Annotated in this window: 28 protein-coding genes and 1 pseudogene; 25 read left to right on the top strand and 4 right to left on the bottom strand. The window is 53.3% G+C overall.

Annotated elements, in window-relative coordinates:
* The first annotated feature begins 740 nt into the window (after positions 1 to 740).
* Positions 741 to 1907 carry a plasmid-partitioning protein SopA gene (gene sopA, locus AAHF05_RS25005; RefSeq protein ID WP_023327689.1) on the top strand — a complete coding sequence of 389 codons (1167 nt, stop codon included), beginning with the start codon at positions 741 to 743 and terminating at the stop codon, positions 1905 to 1907.
* Positions 1907 to 2872 (top strand): ParB/RepB/Spo0J family plasmid partition protein, encoded by a 966-nt coding sequence (locus tag AAHF05_RS25000; RefSeq protein ID WP_023327690.1) that lies wholly within the window; start codon positions 1907 to 1909, stop codon positions 2870 to 2872. The genes sopA and AAHF05_RS25000 overlap by 1 nt, the downstream gene beginning before the upstream one ends.
* A gap of 649 nt (positions 2873 to 3521) precedes the next feature.
* On the opposite strand, the gene AAHF05_RS24995 is transcribed toward AAHF05_RS25000, so the two are convergent.
* Complete coding sequence (locus tag AAHF05_RS24995) at positions 3522 to 4793, bottom strand: Y-family DNA polymerase (RefSeq protein WP_013087135.1); 1272 nt, start codon at positions 4791 to 4793, stop codon at positions 3522 to 3524.
* Entirely contained in the window at positions 4793 to 5224 is a 432-nt protein-coding gene (gene umuD / locus AAHF05_RS24990; RefSeq protein ID WP_013087136.1) for a translesion error-prone DNA polymerase V autoproteolytic subunit, read from the bottom strand. The genes AAHF05_RS24995 and umuD overlap by 1 nt, the downstream gene beginning before the upstream one ends.
* Positions 5225 to 5455: 231 nt before the next feature.
* Between umuD and parM the strand changes: the two genes are divergently transcribed.
* From parM to AAHF05_RS24895, 19 genes and pseudogenes are all read left to right on the top strand, one after another.
* Positions 5456 to 6427, top strand: a complete 972-nt coding sequence (gene parM, locus AAHF05_RS24985) for a plasmid segregation protein ParM domain-containing protein (RefSeq protein WP_023327692.1) — start codon at positions 5456 to 5458, stop codon at positions 6425 to 6427.
* Between the two features lie 2 nt (positions 6428 to 6429).
* Positions 6430 to 7092, top strand: a complete 663-nt coding sequence (locus AAHF05_RS24980) for a plasmid partitioning/stability family protein (protein WP_023327693.1) — start codon at positions 6430 to 6432, stop codon at positions 7090 to 7092.
* 2 nt (positions 7093 to 7094) lie between these two features.
* Positions 7095 to 7358: a hypothetical protein gene (locus AAHF05_RS24975; protein WP_013087139.1), complete on the top strand. Its 264-nt coding sequence runs from the start codon at positions 7095 to 7097 to the stop codon at positions 7356 to 7358.
* Between the two features lie 28 nt (positions 7359 to 7386).
* The gene (locus AAHF05_RS24970) at positions 7387 to 7590 is read left to right on the top strand and encodes a hypothetical protein (protein ID WP_013087140.1); all 204 of its coding nucleotides are present in this window, start codon (positions 7387 to 7389) and stop codon (positions 7588 to 7590) included.
* Positions 7591 to 7964: 374 nt separating this feature from the next.
* Positions 7965 to 8432: a hypothetical protein gene (locus tag AAHF05_RS24965; protein ID WP_108091228.1), complete on the top strand. Its 468-nt coding sequence runs from the start codon at positions 7965 to 7967 to the stop codon at positions 8430 to 8432.
* A 522-nt stretch (positions 8433 to 8954) separates the two neighbouring features.
* On the top strand, positions 8955 to 9647 hold the full coding sequence (locus AAHF05_RS24960) for a DNA methylase (protein WP_023327695.1): 693 nt from the start codon (positions 8955 to 8957) through the stop codon (positions 9645 to 9647).
* Positions 9644 to 9865, top strand: a complete 222-nt coding sequence (locus tag AAHF05_RS24955; RefSeq protein WP_013087144.1) for a hypothetical protein — start codon at positions 9644 to 9646, stop codon at positions 9863 to 9865. The genes AAHF05_RS24960 and AAHF05_RS24955 overlap by 4 nt, the downstream gene beginning before the upstream one ends.
* 55 nt (positions 9866 to 9920) lie before the next feature.
* Positions 9921 to 10343: a DUF1380 family protein gene (locus AAHF05_RS24950; RefSeq protein WP_023327696.1), complete on the top strand. Its 423-nt coding sequence runs from the start codon at positions 9921 to 9923 to the stop codon at positions 10341 to 10343.
* A gap of 356 nt (positions 10344 to 10699) precedes the next feature.
* Positions 10700 to 11128, top strand: coding sequence for an antirestriction protein (locus AAHF05_RS24945; protein ID WP_008502215.1), 429 nt, complete (start codon positions 10700 to 10702; stop codon positions 11126 to 11128).
* 42 nt (positions 11129 to 11170) lie between these two features.
* Entirely contained in the window at positions 11171 to 11581 is a 411-nt protein-coding gene (locus AAHF05_RS24940; protein WP_023327697.1) for a DUF1380 family protein, read from the top strand.
* A 171-nt stretch (positions 11582 to 11752) separates the two neighbouring features.
* Positions 11753 to 13765, top strand: coding sequence for a ParB N-terminal domain-containing protein (locus AAHF05_RS24935; protein WP_033147102.1), 2013 nt, complete (start codon positions 11753 to 11755; stop codon positions 13763 to 13765).
* Between the two features lie 37 nt (positions 13766 to 13802).
* Positions 13803 to 14237 (top strand): conjugation system SOS inhibitor PsiB, encoded by a 435-nt coding sequence (gene psiB, locus AAHF05_RS24930; RefSeq protein WP_023327676.1) that lies wholly within the window; start codon positions 13803 to 13805, stop codon positions 14235 to 14237.
* The gene (locus AAHF05_RS24925) at positions 14234 to 14962 is read left to right on the top strand and encodes a plasmid SOS inhibition protein A (protein ID WP_033147101.1); all 729 of its coding nucleotides are present in this window, start codon (positions 14234 to 14236) and stop codon (positions 14960 to 14962) included. Before psiB ends, AAHF05_RS24925 begins: the two co-directional genes overlap by 4 nt.
* A complete protein-coding gene (locus AAHF05_RS24920) occupies positions 14959 to 15285 on the top strand; it encodes a hypothetical protein (RefSeq protein WP_023327674.1) in 327 nt (108 codons plus the stop codon). The genes AAHF05_RS24925 and AAHF05_RS24920 overlap by 4 nt, the downstream gene beginning before the upstream one ends.
* Before the next feature lie 55 nt (positions 15286 to 15340).
* The gene (locus AAHF05_RS24915; RefSeq protein ID WP_023327673.1) at positions 15341 to 15715 is read left to right on the top strand and encodes a hypothetical protein; all 375 of its coding nucleotides are present in this window, start codon (positions 15341 to 15343) and stop codon (positions 15713 to 15715) included.
* 169 nt (positions 15716 to 15884) lie between these two features.
* Positions 15885 to 16034 (top strand): annotated as a pseudogene (locus tag AAHF05_RS24910) (DUF5431 family protein); the annotation flags it as partial.
* Entirely contained in the window at positions 15982 to 16101 is a 120-nt protein-coding gene (locus tag AAHF05_RS24905) for a type I toxin-antitoxin system Hok family toxin (protein WP_223156217.1), read from the top strand. The pseudogene AAHF05_RS24910 and the gene AAHF05_RS24905, both read left to right, overlap by 53 nt.
* 875 nt (positions 16102 to 16976) lie before the next feature.
* Positions 16977 to 17270 carry a hypothetical protein gene (locus tag AAHF05_RS24900; protein WP_023327733.1) on the top strand — a complete coding sequence of 98 codons (294 nt, stop codon included), beginning with the start codon at positions 16977 to 16979 and terminating at the stop codon, positions 17268 to 17270.
* Positions 17271 to 17286: 16 nt separating this feature from the next.
* Positions 17287 to 18108, top strand: coding sequence for a DUF932 domain-containing protein (locus AAHF05_RS24895; protein WP_096184876.1), 822 nt, complete (start codon positions 17287 to 17289; stop codon positions 18106 to 18108).
* Positions 18109 to 18136: 28 nt separating this feature from the next.
* Here AAHF05_RS24895 and AAHF05_RS24890 read toward each other — a convergent pair whose 3' ends face one another.
* Positions 18137 to 18676 (bottom strand): lytic transglycosylase domain-containing protein, encoded by a 540-nt coding sequence (locus tag AAHF05_RS24890; RefSeq protein ID WP_032636190.1) that lies wholly within the window; start codon positions 18674 to 18676, stop codon positions 18137 to 18139.
* A gap of 573 nt (positions 18677 to 19249) precedes the next feature.
* On the opposite strand from AAHF05_RS24890, the gene AAHF05_RS24885 reads away from it, so the two are divergent.
* Entirely contained in the window at positions 19250 to 19645 is a 396-nt protein-coding gene (locus AAHF05_RS24885) for a hypothetical protein (protein WP_023327730.1), read from the top strand.
* A gap of 32 nt (positions 19646 to 19677) precedes the next feature.
* On the opposite strand, the gene AAHF05_RS24880 is transcribed toward AAHF05_RS24885, so the two are convergent.
* Entirely contained in the window at positions 19678 to 20319 is a 642-nt protein-coding gene (locus tag AAHF05_RS24880; protein ID WP_032636186.1) for an Arc family DNA-binding protein, read from the bottom strand.
* Between the two features lie 196 nt (positions 20320 to 20515).
* On the opposite strand from AAHF05_RS24880, the gene AAHF05_RS24875 reads away from it, so the two are divergent.
* From AAHF05_RS24875 to AAHF05_RS24865, 3 genes are read left to right on the top strand one after another with little or no spacing between them, the layout of a single operon-like run.
* Positions 20516 to 20869 carry a type IV conjugative transfer system pilin TraA gene (locus AAHF05_RS24875; protein WP_096184874.1) on the top strand — a complete coding sequence of 118 codons (354 nt, stop codon included), beginning with the start codon at positions 20516 to 20518 and terminating at the stop codon, positions 20867 to 20869.
* Positions 20870 to 20872: 3 nt separating this feature from the next.
* Positions 20873 to 21175 (top strand): type IV conjugative transfer system protein TraL, encoded by a 303-nt coding sequence (gene traL / locus AAHF05_RS24870; RefSeq protein WP_213783325.1) that lies wholly within the window; start codon positions 20873 to 20875, stop codon positions 21173 to 21175.
* Between the two features lie 6 nt (positions 21176 to 21181).
* Entirely contained in the window at positions 21182 to 21763 is a 582-nt protein-coding gene (locus AAHF05_RS24865) for a TraE/TraK family type IV conjugative transfer system protein (protein WP_023327726.1), read from the top strand.

The following is a 21763-nucleotide window of genomic DNA, read 5'->3' as shown; positions in this document are numbered from 1 at the left end:
TTTATTAACCCGCGGTTATCCACAAACGAAAGTATATACGCATATCACAGTCAACGGAAATACATACCCCAGTTAATACAATTGCATACCGCAATAGTTGATCTCGCACACAACAGTCAACATACCACACACCACAGTTAATGAAGATAGTCTCCAGGATCAGGCGTAGCGGGGCGCTAAACGATCCGGGGATCTCTTTTTGATCTCAACATGATCTCCTTAAGGATCAATTACTGGATCGAAATATGGAATAACAGCCAGCATCCAATACATATGGACCACTGACATGACACAATGTGAATCTTGGTACAACAACCCAGTAATACAACACCAGGAAAGGCAATAGTCTTGACTGTGATATGCAGAAAAATGCATGTAATTACTCTTCCCTATTCCTATTCAGCTTCATACCGCAGTCAATAATCTGCATACTATAGTCAATTCCTTACCATTCAGTTCCTTCCAGTGGAGCTTCGTTAGCTTCAGAGCGTCAGCCACACCTTGTTAGTACGGAGTAATTCCGCTTCCTCGACGCATGCGCCTACGCGCGCATACTTTCTGCGGCGAGCGGATGATATTGACTGAAGCATGCGGCAGCCTTTCAGGCGGATGCTGAACTGAACAAGACTATATTTTGATCGGCTTTGCAATATTTAAGACGGTTTGCAACTTTAATGTTGCTTTGCGCCTTTTACCAAGATTTAATAGATTAATGCAAAGATAATAATAAGGAACAAAGAATGGGACTGATGGAAACGCTTGACCAGTGCATTACGGCCGGTCATGAAATGACGAAAGCTATCGCGATTGCACAGTTTAACGATGATAGCCCGGAAGCCAGGAAAATTACCCGTCGCTGGCGTGTGGGTGAGGCCGCCGATCTGATTGGCGTTTCTTCTCAGGCAATCCGTGATGCAGAAAAAGCAGGACGCCTTCCCCATCCTGATATGGAAATGCGTGGACGTGTAGAGCAGCGGGTGGGCTACACCATTGAACAAATCAACCATATGCGGGATGTATTTGGCACCCGTCTGCGCCGTCCTGATGACAGCGTTCCGCCCGTCATCGCGGTGGCAGCACATAAAGGGGGTGTCTATAAGACATCTGTATCTGTACATTTGGCACAGGACCTGGCGCTGAAAGGGCTGCGAGTACTGCTTGTCGAAGGGAACGATCCTCAAGGCACAGCCTCCATGTACCACGGCTGGGTCCCTGATTTGCATATCCATGCCGAAGACACACTGCTGCCTTTTTATCTTGGTGAGCGCGATGATGCAGCCTATGCCGTCAAAGCCACCTGCTGGCCGGGTCTCGACATCATACCTTCATGCCTGGCTCTGCACCGCATTGAGACAGAACTAATGGGAAGGTTTGACAACGGGAAACTGCCGACAGAACCTCATATGATGCTTCGCCTGGCCATCGAAACAGTGGCCCATGATTATGATGTCATTGTTATCGACAGTGCACCGAACCTCGGTATTGGTACCATCAATGTCGTCTGTGCTGCAGATGTACTCATCGTGCCAACGCCAGCAGAGTTATTTGATTACACCTCTGCCCTTCAGTTTTTTGACATGCTGCGCGACCTGTTAAAAAACGTGGACCTGCAGGGTTTTGAACCTGACGTTAGAATTCTTCTGACCAAGTACAGCAATAACAATGGCTCACAGTCACCCTGGATGGAAGAACAGATCCGCGATGCCTGGGGAAGCATGGTACTGAAAAACGTTGTTCGCGAGACCGACGAAGTCGGTAAAGGTCAGATCCGTATGAGAACGGTGTTTGAGCAGGCTATCGATCAGCGCTCATCTACAGGAGCCTGGCGAAATGCGCTGTCTATCTGGGAGCCTGTCTGTAATGAAATTTTTGATCGCCTGATTAAACCTCGCTGGGAGATCAGATAATGAAACGTGCACCAGTCATTCCAAAACATACCGTAAAAGATATCCGCCCCGAAACTGAACCTTCAGCGGCACCCGCTGCACCGATGGTTGATTCATTAATTGCACGGGTTGGAGCCATGGCCCGCGGGAATACCATTCTGCTTCCGGTTTGTGGCCGGGAAGTGAAATTTATTCTGGAAGCGATCCCGGGCGAGAGTGTTGAGACGGCATCAAGAGTCTGGTCAGGTAATGAACGTGACCAGGAACTACTGACCGAAGACGCGCTTGATGATCTGATTCCCTCTTTTATGCTGAGTGGTCAACAGACGCCTGCGTTCGGACGAAGGGTAGAAGGTGTCATTGAAATTGCTGATGGTAGTCGCCGTCGTAAAGCCGCCATACTGACATCATCAGATTATCGTGTTCTCGTCGGGGATCTCGATGACGAACAGATGATGGCTTTATCACGGCTGGGTAATGATTATCGTCCTGTCAGCGCTTATGAACGGGGCAACCGTTATGCACAGCGGTTGGAAAATGATTTTAACGGCAATATCTCTGCTCTGGCTGAAGCTGAGAATATTTCCCGTAAAATCATCACGCGTTGCATCAACACGGCCCATTTGCCAAAATCAGTGGTTGCCCTGTTTACTCATCCTGGTGAACTTTCCGCCCGCTCAGGGGAGACGCTGTACAAAGCATTTTCGGGAAAAGAAGCTTTATTGTTGCAACGGACACAACAGCTTCATGAGCAAAAGAAAGCGGGAGTTATCTTTGAATCCGAGGAAGTTATTGGTTTACTGACGGATGTTCTGAAAGAGCCATCAGGTAAAAAAGTAAACCTTAATACCCGTCATCAATTTGTACCTGGTGCGACAGCCCTATACAAAGGCGATAAGGTGATTTTTAATCTCGATAAATCTCGTTTGCCTGCCGAGTGTATCGAGAAGATAGAAACCATACTGCGCGACTTACAAAAAGTTTAGCCTGTTTAATGATACACGCGAGAGTCTTCATTAATTTCCAATATCCTTAATGCGTTACATGCTGCTTCGGAATATATACATCCGAAGCAGTTATTTTCTGCACTATAGCCCAGTGTTGTAAAAAAGATCTGTTTACTTCTCCCAACCTGATTGTTACCACAATCTAAAGATCCAGTTTTTTCTAGTTTTCCTTAACTAGTTCCGCAGTTCACCCCTCAACCTGCATATCAGAACTCAGACGGTAACCCATCCCGGAATACTGATTTCATACACCAGATTAACTGGGACCACGGTCCCACTTCCTACTTGCGTGTCAGAACTCACCCGTCAAGCCCGCTTGGAATATCGATTCCACACGCCGGATTTAACTGGGACCACGGTCCCACCTCCTACTTGCGTGTCAGAACTCATCCTTCAACCCCGCCTGGAATATCGATTCCACACGCCGGATTTAACTGGGACCATGGTCCCACTCTATTCAGCTGTTTCTATCACAATACAGATTTTGAGATTGTTACTGTGATTCCTGTATTAGGTGCGTAAGAAGATTATGTTCGTTTTGTTCCCTGGTGCTTCCTCGCTCACTCGCGGGCTTCACCCTGTCGTTCGGCTGCGGCGAGCACTACTGGCTCTCTCAGAAAAGCAGAATTTATCTGATCCTCGCAACGGGAATATCTTTCCAGCGGGTGGTGTACGCAGGGGAGAGCATATCGCGTTTCATTTGCCATGATGGCGCTATCCCTCGCCCGGCAAACCAGATCTGTCCCAGACCGGAATGATTAATGCCATCGAGAACCTTCATCAGCTCAGAGCTGTGAGGACGTGGCGGACGTTCGTCGAACAGCTGCAGCTGCGAAACGCCGGAGCCGGTGAAGTCATTCAGCATCACACCGGCTTTGGCATACAGGTGCCCATCCTTCCAGATACGCTCCAGAGCCGTTGTGGCGGCCGCAATAATGTCCCGGGTGTCCTGAGTGGGTGTAAGCAGTTTCTCCGTGGCCACGTTGCCGTAGTAAGGCTCTTTAACGGCGAACGGAGACGTTTTGATGAAAACGGAAATATGCCGGCAGTACTGGCGCTCTTTCCGCAGCTTTTCAGAGGCCCGTTCTGCGTACTGACAGACAGCCTGGCGGAGCGAATCGTACTCCGTGATTTTCTCTCCAAAGCTGCGGCTGCAGACGATCTGCTGTTTCGTCGGTGGTGCTTCCTCAAGCGACATGCAGCTTTCCCCGTTCAGTTCGCGTACTGTTCGCTCGAGAACGACGGAGAAATTTTTGCGTATAAAGGCCGGGTTCGTCAGGGCCAGATCGAGCGCGGTCCTGATACCCAGTACATTAAGTTTGCGTGCAATACGGTTTCCCACGCCCCAGATCTCTTCGACCGGCTGCAGTGAAAGCAGTTTCCGCGTTCGCTGAGGATTCCCCCTGGTCAGGGCGAGCACACCACGAAACTGTTTCCACTCCTTTGAGGCCCACTGGGCAGATTTTGCCAGGGTTTTCGTCGGCCCGGCACCCACGCCGATGGTCAGACGGGTACAGTCATACACGTGCTGGCGCAGCTGCCGGCCGAAGTCCTCCAGGTCCATGCAGTGCTCAACGCCGGTCAGGTCGAGGAACATCTCGTCAATCGAATACTGTTCCACCCTTGGGGCCAGCTCCTCCAGGCAGCTCATCACGCGCGCTGACATCGAGGCATAAAGTTCATAGTTGCTTGAGAACGCGTATATTTTTTCCGGATACGTTTCGTTTTTCATCTGAAACCACGGCATGCCCATTTTGATCCAGGGCTTTGCCTCGGCACTTCTTGCGATAACGCAGCCATCGTTATTACTGAGCACCACAACCGGCTTTCCTTTCAAATCCGGGCGGAAAACACGTTCGCAGCTGGCATAAAAGCTGTTCACATCGGCCAGGGCAAACATCAGTACATCTCCCTCGGGCGGTGGATGATGTGCGTGACGACGCCAAAGATATCCAGATCGTCCGGGTCGGGATAAATCGGCGGCCAGGCGGCGTTCATTGGCTGCAGCGTCAGTCGTGGCGTCAGCAGAAGCCGTTTAACCGTAAACTCCCCCTGCACACTGGCCACAACAATATCGCCGTGCCGGGGCTTCTCTGCACTGTCCACAACCAGCAGATCGCCATTGTAAAGGCTGCCGTCGGACATGCTGTCACCGCTGGCACGGAGATAGTAAGTCGCGCTTGGGTGCCGTATGCAGTAATCATGGAGATCCAGGTCGGACTCGACATAGTCAGCGGCAGGGCTCGGAAAACCGCAGCTGGCCAGGTCTGCAAACAACGGATGGGCCTGTGGCGGGAGTGCTTTCCCGGTGCTGAAAAGCTGCAGTTTCATCTTTCCTCCTGACGTCTAAATATACTGGTTATGCATACAGTATATTTAACAGCGTGAGGATAATCCAGATCACCTGCTTCATGAACAGGGTGAGTAACCTAAGTTACTCAAAATGCTATTTAATATCATTATGGGACATTTAAATTACTCATAATGAGAAGTATGGCTTTTATTTTGCCATTTTGCTCTTATAATATGTATCAAATTGAGTTTAATTGACGGAGCATAATGATGAATATTTACTGCGATGATGGTTCAACTAATGTTAAGCTGGCATGGTTTGAAGGAAACGAGCTGCAGACCCGGGTTTCTGCTAACTCCTTCCGGCATGGCTGGAAAGTGGCGGAATTCAGTGCCGCAACGTTCAACTATCAGGTGGGCACGCTGAAATACACCTGGGACAGCGTCAGCCGGGATGCCATCCCGACAACAAACGTGGAATACCAGTACGGTGATCTCAACCTGCTGGCCGTGCATCATGCCCTGCTGAACAGCGGACTTGAGCCGCAGCCGGTGAGCCTGACCGTGACGCTGCCCCTGAGCGAGTATTATGACGGGGACTGCCAGCGGAACGAGGAGAACATCCGACGCAAACGAGAAAACCTGATGCGTGAGCTGGTTCTGAATAAGGGCAGGGCATTTACCGTAACGGACGTGAAGGTGATGCCTGAATCACTGCCGGCGGCGTTCTCCCGTCTCGCGGAGCTGAAGCCCGGACCCGCTGAGACCACCCTGATTATCGATCTCGGCGGAACCACGCTCGATGCCGGCGTGATTGTCGGACAGTTTGATGATATCAGTGCGGTACACGGCAATCCGTCTGTCGGCGTGTCACAGGTCACCCGCGCAGCTGCAGGCGCGCTGCGGGCTGCAGACAGCGAAACCAGCGCGCTTATTGCTGACACGGTCATCCGCAACCGCAATGATCGTCAGTATCTGCAGCGAGTGATCAACGATGCCGGAAAAATTGACGATGTTCTGAACAAAATTACAGAGGCAATCACTTCCCTGGGCGCGCGTGTCACCAGTGAGCTGACGGTCTTCAGGAGCGTTAACCGGGTATTCCTGGTCGGGGGAGGGGCATCCCTCATTGAAGAGGCTATACGTCAGGCCTGGCCTCTGGCTCCTGACCGTATCGAGGTTATCGGCGATCCGCAGCTGGCGCTGGCCAGAGAGATTGCCCTTTACAATAAAGAGGACTAAACGTGCCGGACGGCCAGTATTCTTTCTATCTGCACAGCGACGATCGCACCGACATCACGGCGATGGCGACCATCAGCACCATCTCACAGCCCCTGCGCGGTGACTTCATTCGGACCGCCGCCACCGCCGGGGCGGTGATGTACCAGACGGATGCCCGTTTACCGGCGCTGATCCCGGTGTTCTTTGACGGACATCTGAGTGCCATCCGGCTTTGTGCCGTGATGGCGCTGGTATCCGGCACCTGGTCTTCACTCTCAGGGCTTCCTGATGAGCCTGATGGTGGCGTGGCTGCTCTGGCCATGTCACCGGAGACGGAATACCAGCGCCGGCGTTACACCCTGACGCTTCAGGATGACCGGAGCAGTGAACGGGTTGAGCGTGTGCTGACGGGCGTGTCATCCCGCCTGCGCGGAGAGCTGCTGAGAAACCTGATTATCACCGGTCTGGCCCTGCATACGACCGCACCGGAGCTGCCGCGTCTGCTGGCCAGTATGCCGGTACCGCCCGGCACGGTCAGCGAGCTGCAGGTTCTGGTTCAGCAGATGGCTGGTACGGCTGACGTGAGTATGGCTGCAGTGCCGGAGAACCCAGCGGAGCCTGCCGCACCGGTATCCGCTGAAGCGACCAGCATAAAGAAAAATATGCGCCGGGCATTCGGAGACTAAGCATGTCAGTGATTAAACAAAAAGCAGTGCAGTGCATTCATAACTTTCTGCGCGCCCGGAACGTGCCTGAATCTCAGTGGCCGGAACGGGTCAAAAAGACCGGCAGGGGAATGATACTGGCAGGCGTGGCCGTCGTGGTTCCTGGCGTTCTGGTTGATAACATCTCACTGCCGGTGACAATCGCGATGCAGGTCTGCTATGCCTCACTGATCGGCCTCGGGGTTCTCCTGGCGTTTGACGAGAAAAAACCAGAGGGGCGGGGATGAATATGAACATTAACCTGAAAGAAACAGTATGCAGCTTGAAGAACTGACAGGAGACGAACGTACGCTGGTCGTTGTGGCACTGCAGGCGTTGTTCCGCGAGAGATTATCCGCATCAAATGCCGTCTTTACGGTATGTAGCCTGTCCGGAAAAGAGCAGCCGCCGGAAGATATTTTTGGGCTGCGTGAAGTAGAGGATGCGCTGAGACGTATTGGTGCAGCTCCTGCGCGTTAAATCCGGTCCCGTACACTTCAGAAAAAAACGGCAGGGTGACATCTCATCCCTGCCGTCAAAACTAAACGCTTAATTTTTCGGCGATTATAATGTATTGTTTTGTGATGTAAATCACATTTTAATTTAATGTGAAATTTTTCCTCCGCTTTACATCTCCCGTAAAAAATTACCCGCCGTGCCTTCACGCTAACCCGGCCGCTGCGGTCGCAAGGGTTCACGTTGTCTCCGTCCTCACCCGTTCGCGCCCTGCACGGTGCATTCAGCCCGTGAAGGGCTTGCGCTGCGGCTTCGGCGTCGCCCTGGCGTCCTCCGCTTTACGCCGTGTTTTTGTGGCGGCACGGCGCAAGAGGGTGCCGGATGCTGAGGACACAACCATGTTCAGACTGACCTGTATTGAACTCGATAACGGCGAGTTTGCCGTCTATATCAATCACCATTACCTGGGGAGTGAAGATGCCAGCGGAGAGCGACTTTCTCTGGGGGAGGTTCTGGAGCAGCTCTCCCTGCTGCCGGGCGTGGAATTACAGACCCTGCTGGAACCCGTACCGGAGTGCGATGACTGGTGCTGGAACGACATCGCTGATCGCGTCCTGCCGTCGCGTCCTGCATGTCGTGATGATGTGACGGTGGCAGGGCTCATCGCCAGGCTGAAGCAGTACCCACCGGATGCACTGTGTATGGGGACGTTCTTGCTGGAAGATGATTTTCTGTCCCTCGATGGCAGTCTGTCGGAGGAGGAAATTGCAGAAGCCATGCGTATCTGCGACCACAGCCACGATGCAGGCATCGGTTTTAACTGGGACACGCTGCAGTTCGCTATCGACCACGTGAAGGGGCGCTAAAAAAAAGGACACCTTCCGGGGAGGGGTGTCCTGAAATGTGTCATATTCGTTGTAAGTGAAAACCCATCAGATGTTTTCGGCACAGATAATTGCACAATCGCTGCCTTTTTTCACCTGCCATATATCCGACTCAAAAAAAAGACGTCTCCGGTCGGGGACGTCCTGAAATCAAAGGCACACATGTAAGATAACGGCGCGAATCCATTATCAGTGTGCATTCTGCCATACCTTGTCTGACTCATCAGCTACCAGAACCGGTAACAAAGGTTGTCGGTTCTCTCCGCCTTATTGCCGCCAACCGGCGGCGAGTTCAACGCCGTGCCTTCACGCTAAACCGGCCGCTGCGGTCACAAGGGTTCACGTTGTCTCCGTCCTCACCCGTTCGTACCTTTCACGGTGCATTCAGCCCGTGAAAGGCTTGCGCTGCGGCTTGCGGCGTCGCCCCTGCGCCCTCCGCTTTTCGCCGGGTTTTTGTGGCGGCACGGCGCAAGAGGGTGCCGCATATCAGAGAGGAGTGTGTCTATGTCCCGTTTTATTCTGGGTGACTGCGTGCAGGTGATGTCCCGTTTTCCGGCGCGTGCCGTCGATTTTATTCTTACCGACCCACCGTACCTGGTTGGCTATAAGGACCGTACCGGCCGCACCCTGGCCGGGGACAACTCTGCCGAATGGCTCCAGCCCGCCTGTCATGAAATGTACCGCGTGCTGAAAAATGACAGCCTGATGGTGAGTTTCTATGCCTGGAACCGCGCGGATCTGTTTCTGAATGCGTGGAAAACGGCCGGTTTCCGGGTGGTTGGCCATATCGTCTTTGCCAAGAGCTACGCCTCAAAATCGACGTTCGTGGGTTACACCCATGAGAGTGCCTACCTGCTGGCAAAGGGAAGGCCGCAAACCCCGGACCGTCCCATCCCGGACGTGATCCCCTGGAAATACACGGGCAACCGACATCACCCGACGGAGAAGCCGGTGCAGAGCCTGCGGCCGCTGATTGAATCGCTCACGCGTCCGGGGGCTATTGTCCTTGACCCGTTCGCCGGCAGCGGCTCCACCTGCGTGGCAGCCGCCGAAGCCAGCCGCCGCTATATCGGGATCGAGATGCTTGAGCAGTACCACGCCGCCGGCGTTCGACGTCTGGCACAGGTTGAACGGGCAAGAAGGATGCCGGCGGCCAATGACGGCGCGTTTTACCCCGACTATCCGGAGGCGGCATGAACTACCCGGGCCTTGAACACCTGCGCGCGGACGTGGCCGCGCTCAGCAATGCCATGTGTGACGTGCGGATGCTGCTGAACCGCCTCGAATCGCAGCACCGGCACGACGCGGCAACGCTTACCGAACGTATGGCTGCGCAGACTCTGCGCCGGATCAACACCCTGCTTCTTGAAGCCTACCGCGAAGCCCTGGTGCTGGACGAAACCTTTCAGGACTGACTGACCCTGCCGGGCTGATGCCCGGCCTGTAACCCCTAACAAGAGAGAAAAAACGATGTACGGAACCCGCGAAGAACTTTGTGTACAGCTTGAAAACATGTTCACGTTTGACGAACCCCTGGTCCTGCTGGTCTGGACGGAAGAGGGGATTAGCGTGGCCTGCCGTGAAGCCCAGCCAGAACCGGACGGGACTGAAATCCGGAATCTGATGAAGGCGATCGGCGAAATGAAAATGACGCAATACCGTCAGGAGGGGGTAAATAATCTGACTGTCAGCGATCTCCTGGCCCGTCAGCGCGAAGCGGCAAACCGTCAGGTGAGTGTTCCGGCGGTACTCCTGTCCCGCGTCCTGCGTAACTATGAATGCGAGCTGGAAAACCGGATCGGTATGGCCTGGGAAGCCGGGCGGCAGGAGCCTGAATCCGTCAGGAATGAGCTGAAGGACGTTCACGCATTACAGGAGACGCTGGCCGCGTAAGGGAGAGAGCCGGGGTAACGCCCCGGCAACCGGTGGCCATCCACTGCGAAAAGGATGTCAGTGCCTTCCGCTTTTATCCGCCGCTGCCCTCCGGGCCACGTCGGGACAATGAAACTCCTCTGAAGCTCCGTGCGGTGACGGCATGCGCCGTGACTTCACTGTAGCCCGGCCGCATCGGCCACAAGGGTTCGCTTACGCCTCCGTCCTCACCCGTTCGCACCCTTCACGGTGCATTCAGCCCGTGAAGGCTTTGCGCTGCGGCTTGCGGCGTCGCCCCTGTGTCCTCCGCTTTTCGCCGGTCTGTCGTGTCGTCACGGCGATGCCGGAACCGAGAATATGTTAACCGTGGAGGATCTATGAACCAGACCGTGACCTGTGATGCTGTTCGTCTTGAGGGTGCGCAGCGCCTGACTTTCCTGCCTGATTTGTTTGGCGGCGATTTTATGACGTCCGAGGCATCCGTGTACGCCTACGCCCAGCGTTACTGCCCTGAGTATCAGGGGGGATTCTGGCAGTTTTACCGGCTGCCGGAAGGCGGCGGATATATGGCGCCTGACGTGGAGAGCCTGACCCTGTGCAATCCGGACAACTGGTTTGAGCAGACTGTCAGCGGGGAAGTGGCGGGGATCATCCTCACGGCGCTGGTACTGAATCACCGGAGCTGGCACCACAGCAACCATGACCATGAAGAACTGTGCCGCCACTTCTGCCGTCGCTATGAGCAGCTTATGGCATTTGCTGACACCCATCCGGAAAGCGCCACCATCTGGCGTGCCCTTGACTGACTGACCACGGGCGGCGATGCCGCCCGATAAAAGGAGAAAAACATGATTGGTACAGCAAGAGAAATTGCCCTTGAAATGTTCAGACATTCCGACCTCGATGGCGAGAAATACGTTTTCGCCTGCTGGAATCGAAATGACATTCGTTGCGTCTGCCTTGACTGGGATTTAACCGATGAGGAACTGGATGAAGTCCTGCGTCGGCTAAGCTCATGCCTTGAAAGTGGCGCTGATATCGGCCAGATACGGGCGATTGTCGAAACCATGCTCGATGAGCGACGCGAGAAGCGAACCGTGACTATTCCCGCGAAATCGCTGGCCTTAGTCATGCAGCTTGCAGGACGGGAGATGCAACGTATCGCAGTATGCGCGGAGGATGGCGGCGGATCAGCTGAAGAAACCCTGAAAGAAGAAAACGACGTCATGATGCGCCTGCGCGAGGCGCTCGATGCCTGACAGAAAAGCCGGAGGCATTGCCTCCGGAAGTCATGATGCAGGTACTCGACGGCTATCCGTCCTTTGCAGCACTGGCTGCACACCCGAAACGTATTACCGGTTAACCGGGTGCCGTGACCGGATCGCACTCCGGCCACGGCGGACCATCACTTAAACACAGGAGTAAAAATCATGGCCGCCACCAATACTACGGCAAAAAAAACTGCGAAATCCACCTCTGCGAAAAAGACAGCGGAGAAAATCGCGCAGACTACCGAGCAGAAGCTCGTCCGGCTGCTCGCTGATACGCCCGTGCAAATCTTCCCGTACTCCCGCCTGTCACACACTGACTTAAACACGCGCATCATTCCGCATACCGATCAGGAAGTGGAAGAGATGGCAGACAGCATTCAGGCAATGGGCATCCTCCAGAACCTGATCGGTGCAGAACTGCCGGACGGTACGATCGGCATTGTCGGCGGGGAAGGTCGCCGCAGAGGCACAGGCATTCTGGTGATGCGCGGTGTGCTCGATGCAGACACGCCGTTTGTTCCGGTGAAAGTCCTGCCCGTTGAGATGGCTGTGGCGGCCTCGATGATCGAGAACGGTCGACGTAAAAACATGCATCCCGCCGAGCAGATTATCGGTTTTCGTACCCTTCAGCAGGAAGGTAAAACGTCCTCTCAGATCGGCGCACTGATGGGCTATCACCCGCGCCACGTTCAGCGCTGCCTGAAGCTGGCGAATCTTGCCCCCTCCCTGCTGGATGCGCTGGCGCGGGATGAAATCTCCCTTGAACAGTGTGAAGTCCTGACACTTGCTGATACTCATGAGCGTCAGGAGCAGGTCTGGAAAGAGGCTGTTGAACAGTGGCGCGATCCTGCCGTACAGACTCTGCGCAAAATGGTGACCGACGACAAGATGGCCATCAGTCACCCTATGTTTGAGTATGTGGGTGAGGAAGCCTATACCGCCGCTGGCGGTACGCTGACCGCCGACCTGTTCAGCGACAGGGACAGCACCTTTGCCGATGCGGCGCTGGTGAAATCTCTGCTGGCTGGCAAGCTCACCGTGCTCGCCGCTCGCGTTAAGCAGGAGCAGGGCTGGGGCTGGGCTGAGTTCCGTATGACGGAACTGCGTGCCAGCGGTGAGGACGGTGAACAGTACCGTTTTGCGATGCCGAAAGCTGTCCTGACGGAAGAAGAACAGAAGCGCGTCAGTGAGCTGGAAGAACAAAGGGATGCCACTGAAAGCTACGATTACGAATACGAGCTTCAGCAGGATATCGATGACATTTACTGCGAGGCGCAGTACCGCGAAGCCACGCCGGAATTTCGCGCCGCGCACGGAATCTGGGTGTCATGGGACGGTAGCAATTTTCAGGTTCAGCCTGGTATCCGCAAGCTGACCGACGAAGACCGGGTAGCTGAAGAACAGGCGCGTCAGGAACGTGAAAGCAATGTGATCAGACACACCACGCCTGAAATTCCCGCCGACGCCTATCCGGCAACGCTGGTAAAAGCTATGTCAGCCGAACGGACTCTCGCCGTTCAGGCCGAGCTGGCGGGTCGTCCCGACGTATCGGTGGCGCTGCTGACGTGGACACTGTGCCTCAGTATGTTTGACCGCAGCTACGGTAAACGCAGCGAACCGCTGAAAGCCTCCGTGTCCTCGAATCAGTATCACCTTGCATCACTGGCTCCATCCGGTGAAGAAGGGAAGGCGCTGACGGCGCTCAAAGCGCAGAAAGAGGCGCTTCAGGCAACGCTGCCCGAAAACTGGCATCTCGATTTCACGTGGCTGCTTTCATGGTCAGCGGAGCAGGTGAACACCCTGCTGGGATTCTGTGCCGCGCACGGTATCAACGGTATTCAGGAACGTATGTACAACCATACGCAGAAAAGCGAACTGGACGGGCTGGAAGCGGCGCTGGACTTTGACCTGCGCAAATGGTGGCAGCCGGATGCTGAGAGCTACTTCGGCAAGCTCACCATCGCCCAGATTGGCAAAGCCTACGAAGAAGCCGGACTCAGTGCCCGCGCCGGAGAGATTGTGAAGCTCAAGCGCCGCGATGCGGCGAAGGCCGCCGAGCAGGATCTGAATGCTCAGGGCTGGCTGCCTGACTGGATGGTGCGCACATCACCAACCGCTGAGGCTGAAGAAGCCACCGAAACCGACGCTCACACCACTGACCACGCTGCTTAATACCGGAGGCCGCCGCCTTCGGGCGGCGGGAACAGACATGACTATGCAATATGACCTGAACCAAATCAACAAACTGACCGCCTCCGACCTGGAGTTTATCCGTCAGCAGGGCGAGGACGCGCGCCGCGCCCTCAGCGATACCGTGACCGGCCTCCTGTCGACACCAGAAGGATGGCGCGTCTGCGCCGAATACCGCAGCGAGTTCGGCGGCTTCTTCCCCGTCCAGTGCCGCTTCAGCGCGGACGGCAGCGATGACTGGCATCTGTGCGTGTGCAGCCCCGGCGAAGTCTCGCCTTACTGGCTTCTGGTACTGCTCTCCTCCGGCGGGGAAGTGGTGCGTACCCTTTACCAGAGTGACACGCTACAGCCTGACCGGATAAGCCAGCTGATCGCGCAGCTGGCAGGTATGCGCCGCTTTAACTGCACTGCCCGCACCGTGGCGAACCTGATGAGCGGGGATGTGACAGCATGATCCCATCCTCACACGCGCTCGTTTCCCTGAAGCCCGCCCGTCAGGCTGCAATACAGGCTATCAGCCATGTTGAGTCTGCCCGCGAACGCGGCGCACGACTGCCCGCCATGCCGTATGTGCGTACCTTTCTGCGTCTTCTCACGGGCAGCGGACGCCTCAACGCCACGGTGGCCAGTAAAATACCTGGCCTGCACTGGGTGCCAAATAACCGTCATTCGAACCTGAAACAGGTCGAGGAGGCGCTTAACACGATGATCGCCACCAGTGGCGAAGCCTGCCCGCTGCCGCTCACGATTGACGTACAGGCCGAACTGTTTCCTGAGGTCATGCACACCCGCACGGGTCGACGGCTGCACCGGTCCGGCATTAAGACCACGCGCCAGCTGCGCCGCCAGTCCCGTGAGTACGAACAGCACTGGAAACTGCGCCAGAACCTGCTGGAGCAGGCGAAAATTGACCTGAATTTTCAGTCTCCGGAAACCGTCTGCACCTGGTACACCCGGTGGAGCGACGAGTTTGACGCGGCAGAGCTTGCCGGACCGTTCTGGCGCTGGCAGTCGCGGTTCGCGTCGCTGAAGGAACTTGACTGGCTTCGCATCAGCGGTGAGCCGCTGTATACAGTGATGTATGAAATCCCGTTTATTGTCCGAGAAACACCTGAGCATGTTCGTGTCGCTGAACGCTGGCAGGTGCCAAATAAGCTGGCTGACCGGAGCGGTGTATGAAGTGGCGCTATTCCCTGCGCTGGAAATTGCCGCACAAGCCCTGCCCAGGTCTACTGGAGCTGGTTTCAGTTGTCGTGGAGGCAGGGCAGGCGGCACCTGAGGAGGTGATGGCACGCTGGGTTGCTGGCTCAGGTTACGCTGTTTGCGTGGATTTTCTCGGTCAGAAACAGATCCAGCGCTGGAGCGATGAACGGAAAGCCGCAGTGAGAAGGCGCAATATGCAGGCACGGATTAATCGTGTTGCCCCTTTGTTTGCCGATGAGTTAATCGAGCGTGAGCTGGCTGCAAGTCAGGCATATTTCAATGGCAAGTCCGCCCGATGAATCAGATACAATGTTGTCTGACTGCTCAGACAAAACATATAAGGAAAGCAGAATTATGAGGTACTGGTTGCTCGTTATCTTCCTGAACGTGCTGTTCTATTTAATCGTTAAGCATGCTGCGCCAGAATGGCATGGTACGCCTGGTTATTATGCAGGCCAGATCATCTGCACACTAATAGCTCTGGTCATCACATGGCGTGATCCGCCTGGCTGGTTAAATGAAATCCTGCTCGGCGTAATGAAATACGGAGTTCTGAGTGCCGGGATCATCTTCTTTGTCTGGGGCGTCGGGTACAAGCTGGCATTCTGGGGGCAGGGTAATTCTGATGCCGAATTTGTAAGTGCATTTGACGTCATTTTGCCCAATCTTGCGCTGGTCACGGGCGTAGTGATCGCGGGATGGGGATACCTGAGATATTTCAGGCGTTAAGCAGCATAAAGCGTGGATATACCTGGTAAGAAAGAGCACCTGCCCGGTATAATCGACGTGGCGCTTGAGGCTTTTTGCCTCATGACGTGAAGGTGGTTTGTTGCCGTGTTGTGTGGCAGAAAGCAGAAAGCCCCGTAGTTAATTTTCATTAACCCACGAGGCCACCTGTATGCCTAGACAACATCAGGATAGCCTCTTAGATGCCGCAAGGCAAGGAGAAGAAGGCCATGAAACTGCCACGAAATACCCTGCTCTGGTGCGTATTAATAGTGTGTCTCACACTGCTGATATTCACTTACCTGACACGGAAATCGCTCTGCGAAATCCGATACAGGGACACGAACAGGGAGGTGGCAGCTTTTATGGCTTACGAATCCGCTAAGTAGCTAACCCCGGCGGGGGGACCCCCCCCCGCCATTCAGGGGCTGAGACTGTGTGGACATGCCTGAAGCGCCTTTATGAAGGGGTTGCCGGTTCGCCGGTAGCCCCTTTTTCCATCCCGAAGGGTGCAGTCGCATGCATGAACAACCCGGAAGGTCTGTTCCCCTGCGGGGAACGGGGGAAGGGGGACGCGCCTTCGGCGCTGCCCCTCTGCTCCCTCCGCCTTGCCCTCTCTCCTGCCTGATTTTGCTGAAGTCAGCGCGCCATTAGTTACCTGCCTGTATCTGGCTTCGGCCTGGTTTTCCCTGTGTTCTTCATCCCGGGCGTCATATCCGTCGTCCTGCTGGTTAACTTCCTCAGCTGCAGCTCCGTGGCCATAACCCGAAAACAGGGCAGGGCGATGGCCCCCTTCGGCTCCCGGCCAGCGCTGCTGTCCGGTCGTCGAGCCCCACTCCGCCAGGGCGGCCGCTGCGCACCCGCCAGGCTCCGCCGAACCCCTCCGGGTTTCGGGCCATACGGCTAGGGTCTGATGGCGAAGGTCAAGGGCTGCGGCTTCTCCGGCCGTGCCGTCCGGAACGCCTTCACCGCGCCGGCTGATGCCGTCGCTTTAATGGCGCCACGCCGTTCCGACGTGTCGGGTGTGTGCATCCTGTTCCCCCGGTGAAGCCATCCCCCGTGTGTCCTCACGCGGAGGGCTGCTTGTAGCACCGTCGGGTCGTCATCCAAGGGGTGAAATGCACTCCGCCAAAACTTTTTTTCGTGCCGCAAAAACTTTAGTCTCCGCCCCTTTCCTTCCGCCCTTCGCCGTTGCTCCTTTGCCCTTTGCCGCGAGAGAACTCACCAGGGAGATGGACTGCCATCACCACAGGAGAAAACCAGGATGCACACACGAAACGTCAACGTCAAAACCGCCGCTCAAGAATCTACCGGAAGATGTGATTCAAACCTCACCACGTCCCAGTTTACGGATCTGTTTTGCTGGGTCCTGGCCGCATCGGAAGGGGAGCCACAACCGGTAATTTTTACGCCGCCAGAGAATGCCACTGAGCTGACGTTAATAAATGACGAATGCCCGGATTATATCTCTGTCTGGGTTGTAGATGGTCGCCCGGTGGCAGCTGCAATCCCGCTGGATAATTTTCACCGCGTTATTTCTTCATCTCTTACTAAATAATCAGGAGTAAATAAAAATGGTCAGTTTCGCAAGCCGCTATCGTATGCCTGCCTCGATCCGCAAAGACCGTCCGCTGACGAATGATGAATTACAGCGCATCGTTCCGAGCGCGTTCTCATCGGATAAACACGATTCACGCTCTGAACGTTATACGTATATCCCGACCATTAACATTCTTGATCGCTTACGTGATGAAGGTTTTCAGCCATATTATGCAACGCAGTCACGTACACGTGACCAGGATAAAAGCGACTTTACAAAGCATATGCTTCGCCTGCGCCGTCATGACCAGATTAACGGAAAAGAAGTGCCGGAAATTATTCTGCTGAATAGCCATGATGGTTCAAGCAGCTATAAAATGATCCCCGGCATGTTCCGTCAGGTTTGCAGTAATGGTCTGGTTGCATGGAAGGATTTTGGTGAAATCCGCGTACCCCACAAAGGGGATATTGTCGGGCAGGTTATTGAAGGCGCTTACACGGTGCTGAAAACATTCGACGCGGTTGATGAAAATATAGACCTCATGAAAAGCATTCAGCTCACTTTGCCTGAGCAGCGCCTTTTTGGTGCGACCGCCCTGGAACTTAAATACGATGGAAAACCAGCGCCGATTACACCGGAGCAAATTATTAACCCTCGCCGTGTGCTCGACAGAGGCCAGGATTTATGGACCACGTTTAACGTGGTGCAGGAAAATGTGATCCGTGGGGGAATTCGTGGCAGAACGGAAAAAGGGAAGATGACCAGAACGCGGGAAGTCACCGGAATAGATGGTGACATCAAATTAAATCAGGTGCTCTGGAAAATGGCGGAGGAGTTTGCAAAACTGAAGGCCTAAAAATTAAGCCGCTCAACAGAGCGGCTTTTTACTGCACGCTATGTGACGATGCTGTTTCTGCAATTTTAATATCATGCTCCTTTCCCGCAGCTGGCGCGAGACGTTCTGAAAGTAACTTTTTTCTGGCCAGTAATACACGATATATATTTTTGATATCCTGTGCATAGGCCTTGCGCTGTACAATGAGCTTTTTGCTCGGTCCAGTATTATACATCCCCACGCTGTCCCAGTTTTTCCCGTATGACCGAAAGTTGTGCGCCAGTACCCATGCTCCCGTATAAACGCAGATACATGGATCATTTAACAGGCGCTCACGGGTAATATTGAAGTTTTTAAGTTTACCGTAATGGGAACTGTTCACCTGCATACCGCAGACATCTTCCGTTCCATTCCTGTTTGATCCATTTATCGCATCCGGTACAAGATGGCTCTCTTTAATCGAAATTGACATAAGCAGCAGCGGATCAATTTGGTAATCTTTCCCGGCCTGATCAAAGCACATCTGCGGAGCTGCGCCAGCAGATAGTGAAAGAGTCAGTAAAGCAGCAGGCAGTAACGATATTTTCATGGTTTGGCCTTTTAGCGAAATAAACGGGCTCTGGAGAGGCGCTTTAAAAAATACCCCGGCGGATCGTCGCAATCAAGTAAATTCACTACAAACGCGCCTGAGCGCTCTCCTGAAGGGATTTAACACCTGTCCGAAATAAACATGCCAGAACGGTATACGGTATTAACATGCCGCTCTTTACTAACCCTTTAAAACATCACACCCCACGCAAGACTTCGTCTTGCAGATTTTTCCTTTCATTTCAGTGGGATGTTTGTAAGAAATTTGCGCGCTTTTGGAATGTGACCGTTTAATGTCGTACATACCGACACTACACTATCGTATAATCCTGATACCTGTTAGTGTCGGTATGTCACACATGTATCATACAATTGTAGATATGCTTTAATTACATTGAATTATATATCGCACAGTGTCACACTATCGCACATCATAGTGCTGGATTGTACTACTGTATAGAACAGAAATGCACAGCAGTATCAACCCATTACAGCCTTGCACAGCAATGTGGAAATCCACCAACAGGCCATACATAGTGTCGGTTCCGACACTAACTTAAAACAGGTAAGAAATATGGGAAGAGTCGGCATCTACCTTAAAGATAAAATTGAACGCGAAGTTCGCGATATTGTTCAACAAGACCTGCAGAACGGCGCTAATGCTGGAGAAGCAAACATATCAGCTACCTGCAACGAATTAATCCGGCTTGGACTGCTTGTTTATAAACGCGATGGCGAGGATGGCAATCAATTTGATATCGAAGGATATCGAAGAGACCTCATAAGAAAAGCAGCCGGCTCACGCGAAGGCACAGTTCTCATTGCCACCCTAATCGCTGAGATGTATTTAAAAATGACAGGAAAAGACGGCGAAGGCAGCCTTGAAGATACGCTTGATATGATTTTAAGCGGCATAAACACAGCCGAGAACGAAGCAGAAGCAAGGCACTTCATCAACGAAAAAGAATAAATCTGTGAGCCGGACACCCCGGCCCACATCGATCACAGGGACGGTTTTTCATCCCAGGGAAGGTCACTTTTCTCCACCTCCTTTATTTTTTCTTTCAGGAACACCTCGAACTCCATGCAAAGAACTTTAAGCGCCTGCACATCCTCATTCTGGTCAAGTAACCTTTCCGTAAAATAACCCAGCGTATTCATCAGACGGGTGAGCATTTCATCATTCAGACTACGGTTATGCACCTTCGCCATTGCCCTGATTTCATCTGCAAGGTTTTCAGGAATTCGCATGCTATATCCGGTTGTTTTCCCCGGAAGCAAAACTCTTTCACCCTCACGCCACATCCACAATTGCTCCTGCTTGGGCGAGGATTTAATTTCTCCAGCATCATCAAGAGATTCACCATCAAGTAATTGCCCTAGCCACTCTTCAAATCTCACCGCCAGAGCAATGAGCCGCTCACCCTCCGCAGTTTTAATGACAGGCTTGCCGGGCTGATAATTCAGCGACAACAAAAGCCTGGCAATAATTTCCTCATTCACACTTCTGTTGCCAGCTCTGGCACATATTCTCAGCTCCATAAGCAGATTATCCGGTGCACGCAATCGCCACTCCACCGCCTCACCTGGCTGGAACTTGCGTGGACGGCCGCGACCATCCCACATTTTTTCTTTTACTTTCATAGCTATAGATCCCATAGACCATCTCCGAACTTACTGGTCAACAAAGCCTACCCACTTACATATTCGGATAAATCTGAATGGTTCCAAAAAGTGTGACATGCGTCACAGTTTTTTTTTTTTAGGGTCATGGGACAATTGCGCCCGCGTAAACAAGCACTTACGCGATTCACTTTTGTTTACTTCGGAGAAAACAAACATGTTAACCAAAGGCAGTGCCCTTAACGTCGGTAAGGGATGGGCGGTAGCGTCTTTATTCCGCAAAGCACGCGAAAATCGCCAGGCTAAATTTTACTTAAAGTCAGCAGGCGCTTTTTTAATTGCACTTATGGTCACTCACCCGGCATTCGCATCTGGTACCGACCTTCTTTCCTCGCAGAACGCCACGGTTAATTCCACCTTCGGCTCCGGCTCATCACTGGTTAAATGGTTCTATATCGCCGAAATCATCATGGGCCTGTTTATTTACATTAAGGCCCGCTCACTACTGGTATTCGTCGGTATCGTTATGGCAATCATCTTTACCCGTGTCGCCTTCGGTATCGCGAGCTAAATGATGAACGGGGAAGGAGACAAATATAACTTCCCGGAAACAATGAACCAGCAGAACCGCTATTTAGGCTTACCGATTGACGAATTTATTGTTACCGCACCCCTTTTAGTTTTGGGGGTGCTTAACAACCTGTCACTCGAACTTGGTGTAATTGCGGGAATCCTCTGGTTCATCGTCAGATATCTGAAAAAAGGGCAGGGGTCGTACTGGTTGCTTAATTTCTGCTACTGGCACCTGCCATCACTTTTATTCAAAGTAACCTTTCGCCAGATACCTGACTCAAGTTTCCGGCACTGGAGGGCATAGTTTTTCATGAAACTGAATATTAAAGGAGAGCGCGATAAACAACTCCGCTATGCGTTTATTGGTCTTTCAGCTTTAACTTTACTCATGAGCGCAGGGAATGTACTGACAGGGTCACTGGCATGGTATTTCGCCACAACCCAGAAAACCATCACCACGCCGTTAACGTTTAACCGCCCATTTGCATCAGATTCTAAAAGTGTCGATGCGACCGGTCTGACACAGTTCGCCGCTTCCTTTATTTACTGGCGACTCAACGTTACCCCGGAAAACATCGAACATAACCAGAAAATGATTCTTGGATTTGTCCCCTCCGCCGAACGGGACGTACTCAAGAAAGCCCTGGACATAGAAACTGAGCGCATCCAGAAAGCGGGCATCACCACCCAGTTCGACACGAAAGAAATTCGCGTCATGGATGATGGCTCCGTGCAGTACAGCGGGGTACTGAAATCCTCCACCACAAACGGCGCAATCATCACGCCACTGAAAGACCAGGAAAAAACCTACCGACTGAAACTGAGTTATGACAACGGTGTGATTAACCTCCACAGCTTTGAAGAACTCAAGCCGGTATCTTCCACTAACTGA

Source organism: Enterobacter adelaidei, assembly GCF_041937165.1.
GTDB lineage: Bacteria > Pseudomonadota > Gammaproteobacteria > Enterobacterales > Enterobacteriaceae > Enterobacter > Enterobacter adelaidei.
Note: the sequence above shows the minus strand (reverse complement) of the source record. Positions and strands in the feature narration are given on the sequence as shown.

Bases quoted from the DNA above. Each gene is read 5' to 3' on its own strand.
- AAHF05_RS24945 (WP_008502215.1), top strand. From the start codon at position 10,700: ATGAACCAGACCGTGACCTGTGATGCTGTTCGTCTTGAGGGTGCGCAG.
- AAHF05_RS24900 (WP_023327733.1), top strand. From the start codon at position 16,977: ATGCACACACGAAACGTCAACGTCAAAACCGCCGCTCAAGAATCTACC.
- AAHF05_RS24915 (WP_023327673.1), top strand. From the start codon at position 15,341: ATGAGGTACTGGTTGCTCGTTATCTTCCTGAACGTGCTGTTCTATTTA.
- AAHF05_RS24925 (WP_033147101.1), top strand. From the start codon at position 14,234: ATGATCCCATCCTCACACGCGCTCGTTTCCCTGAAGCCCGCCCGTCAG.
- AAHF05_RS24885 (WP_023327730.1), top strand. From the start codon at position 19,250: ATGGGAAGAGTCGGCATCTACCTTAAAGATAAAATTGAACGCGAAGTT.
- traL (WP_213783325.1), top strand. From the start codon at position 20,873: ATGAACGGGGAAGGAGACAAATATAACTTCCCGGAAACAATGAACCAG.
- AAHF05_RS24890 (WP_032636190.1), bottom strand. From the start codon at position 18,676: ATGAAAATATCGTTACTGCCTGCTGCTTTACTGACTCTTTCACTATCT.
- AAHF05_RS24975 (WP_013087139.1), top strand. From the start codon at position 7,095: ATGTCAGTGATTAAACAAAAAGCAGTGCAGTGCATTCATAACTTTCTG.
- AAHF05_RS24920 (WP_023327674.1), top strand. From the start codon at position 14,959: ATGAAGTGGCGCTATTCCCTGCGCTGGAAATTGCCGCACAAGCCCTGC.
- AAHF05_RS24960 (WP_023327695.1), top strand. From the start codon at position 8,955: ATGTCCCGTTTTATTCTGGGTGACTGCGTGCAGGTGATGTCCCGTTTT.
- AAHF05_RS24970 (WP_013087140.1), top strand. From the start codon at position 7,387: ATGCAGCTTGAAGAACTGACAGGAGACGAACGTACGCTGGTCGTTGTG.
- AAHF05_RS25000 (WP_023327690.1), top strand. From the start codon at position 1,907: ATGAAACGTGCACCAGTCATTCCAAAACATACCGTAAAAGATATCCGC.
- AAHF05_RS24865 (WP_023327726.1), top strand. From the start codon at position 21,182: ATGAAACTGAATATTAAAGGAGAGCGCGATAAACAACTCCGCTATGCG.
- AAHF05_RS24965 (WP_108091228.1), top strand. From the start codon at position 7,965: ATGTTCAGACTGACCTGTATTGAACTCGATAACGGCGAGTTTGCCGTC.
- AAHF05_RS24955 (WP_013087144.1), top strand. From the start codon at position 9,644: ATGAACTACCCGGGCCTTGAACACCTGCGCGCGGACGTGGCCGCGCTC.
- AAHF05_RS24880 (WP_032636186.1), bottom strand. From the start codon at position 20,319: ATGAAAGTAAAAGAAAAAATGTGGGATGGTCGCGGCCGTCCACGCAAG.
- psiB (WP_023327676.1), top strand. From the start codon at position 13,803: ATGACTATGCAATATGACCTGAACCAAATCAACAAACTGACCGCCTCC.
- AAHF05_RS24940 (WP_023327697.1), top strand. From the start codon at position 11,171: ATGATTGGTACAGCAAGAGAAATTGCCCTTGAAATGTTCAGACATTCC.
- AAHF05_RS24950 (WP_023327696.1), top strand. From the start codon at position 9,921: ATGTACGGAACCCGCGAAGAACTTTGTGTACAGCTTGAAAACATGTTC.
- AAHF05_RS24875 (WP_096184874.1), top strand. From the start codon at position 20,516: ATGTTAACCAAAGGCAGTGCCCTTAACGTCGGTAAGGGATGGGCGGTA.
- sopA (WP_023327689.1), top strand. From the start codon at position 741: ATGGGACTGATGGAAACGCTTGACCAGTGCATTACGGCCGGTCATGAA.
- umuD (WP_013087136.1), bottom strand. From the start codon at position 5,224: ATGAAACTGCAGCTTTTCAGCACCGGGAAAGCACTCCCGCCACAGGCC.
- AAHF05_RS24895 (WP_096184876.1), top strand. From the start codon at position 17,287: ATGGTCAGTTTCGCAAGCCGCTATCGTATGCCTGCCTCGATCCGCAAA.
- parM (WP_023327692.1), top strand. From the start codon at position 5,456: ATGAATATTTACTGCGATGATGGTTCAACTAATGTTAAGCTGGCATGG.
- AAHF05_RS24935 (WP_033147102.1), top strand. From the start codon at position 11,753: ATGGCCGCCACCAATACTACGGCAAAAAAAACTGCGAAATCCACCTCT.
- AAHF05_RS24995 (WP_013087135.1), bottom strand. From the start codon at position 4,793: ATGTTTGCCCTGGCCGATGTGAACAGCTTTTATGCCAGCTGCGAACGT.